Here is a 1,568-nt window from a genome sequence, read left to right on the forward strand (position 1 = left end):
TAAGAGACAGGGTAAAAAACTCCGGTGTATACAGATAGCGTCCAATTGAAACCTCGTGGCTTGGCTCGGTCCCCCGGTTCGGTTTTTCTACAATGGCTCGGACATGTTCACCATCGGTGGCGATATCGAGGACACCATAACGACTTACATCGCCCGGTTCATAAACGGTGGCCATCACAGAACAACCCGTTTCTCGCCATCCCTCGATAAGCTGAGCCGCAAGAGGTGGTTCCCCCACATGCAGGTCATCGGGGTACGCTACCACACAGGGCTCATCCCCAATAAAGGGTCGAACCTGCAGAAGGGCATGGCCGGTTCCCAACATGTACTGTTGTCGTATAAATACGATGCGAACCTCCGCCGGTGGCTTTATCCACCGCAGGCGGTCCGTTTTACCTTCCTGTTCAAACACCGCTTCCAGCTCTACTTCGCGGTCAAAATAATCTTCCATCACCTTTTTTCGTCGAGAAGTGATAATGATAATATCCTCTATCCCAGACTTTACAAATTCGTCGACAATAAAGGCGATGGAAGGCACATTGATGAGTGGAAGCATCTCCTTGGGTATGGTCTTAGTTACAGGCAAAAACCGGGTCCCATACCCGGCAGCTACTATGATTCCTTTCATGCCTCCCTTATAACTTAAAGGTTACCCCTGCGGCAATCCCGGTACCCCCAAAGCTTTTAAAGAACCCTCCGAGCCCTTCGAAAACACCGAGCATGTAGTCCATGCCTACATTAACAAAAATGAGCATATCCCGACTTACCAAGTAGCTTACTTCACCGTTCAGCTTAATTCCATAATGGGTGAACCATTTATCATCAGAAGTAGAAAGCTGTTCTTCTAACCACTGGACAAGATAGTTCGATCCCCCTGCAAAAGCGGCGGTTCCGGTTATGGCTAAGCGGCCCATATAGAGATTATACTCCACCCCTCCATACGCAATAAGGGGAAACAGGAAGAAGGGATCCAGATTCACTTGGATGCCCACTACCGGCCGTACATCGTAAAAACCTCGGGTAACAGGTATTTTAGCTCCTATAGCCAGGGTACCATTAGTAGTATCTCCATCACTATCTTTAATTGCATTGAAATACTTAAGATACATAAGGTAAGGACCAATGTCAGCGCCTAAACGGGGAACTTCGACCAGCTGAGCTCCTTCCACAAGCCCCTTATTGGCATACCGAATACTCGCGGTGGCAACCTGGAGCCCCACCTCTTTCACTACCACAAGGCCCACCTCCTGTTCGTCCACAAGGCCTCCCACACTTTCTCGGCTTACCACGATGTACTCATCCCCTTTTACTACTCCCATATCTTGACCAAATTGCATCTTAACGTCTCCACCCTTCACCTGGAGAACCTGGGTTCGCAGCGTAAAGGCAGGAATCTTCCGCACCTCGTAGGTAAGTTGTACCGGAATTGCATCAATGGCTTCCCGAATGGCCTTGGTTTGGGTTTCCCGCGAATTACCGGTGGTAGTAATATTAGCCATACCGATAGTCTTTCCTTCCGCTACATTGAGGAAGGCCACGCTCGTCTTTATCATCGCCTGGTACTGGTT

The 1,568-nt window shown here is 49.2% G+C and carries 2 protein-coding genes; both read right to left on the reverse strand.

Features of this window, described 5'->3' with window-relative positions; genetic code table 11:
- Positions 1 to 628: sugar phosphate nucleotidyltransferase (locus tag N2315_09195; GenBank protein MCX7829349.1), on the reverse strand; the 628-nt coding region annotated here is incomplete at its 3' end.
- 7 nt (positions 629 to 635) lie between these two features.
- On the reverse strand, positions 636 to 1,568 hold a 933-nt coding region (locus N2315_09200; GenBank protein ID MCX7829350.1), incomplete at its 5' end, for a hypothetical protein.

The organism is Thermanaerothrix sp. (assembly GCA_026417795.1).
In the GTDB taxonomy this organism is placed as follows: Bacteria; Synergistota; Synergistia; order Synergistales; family Synergistaceae; genus Thermanaerovibrio.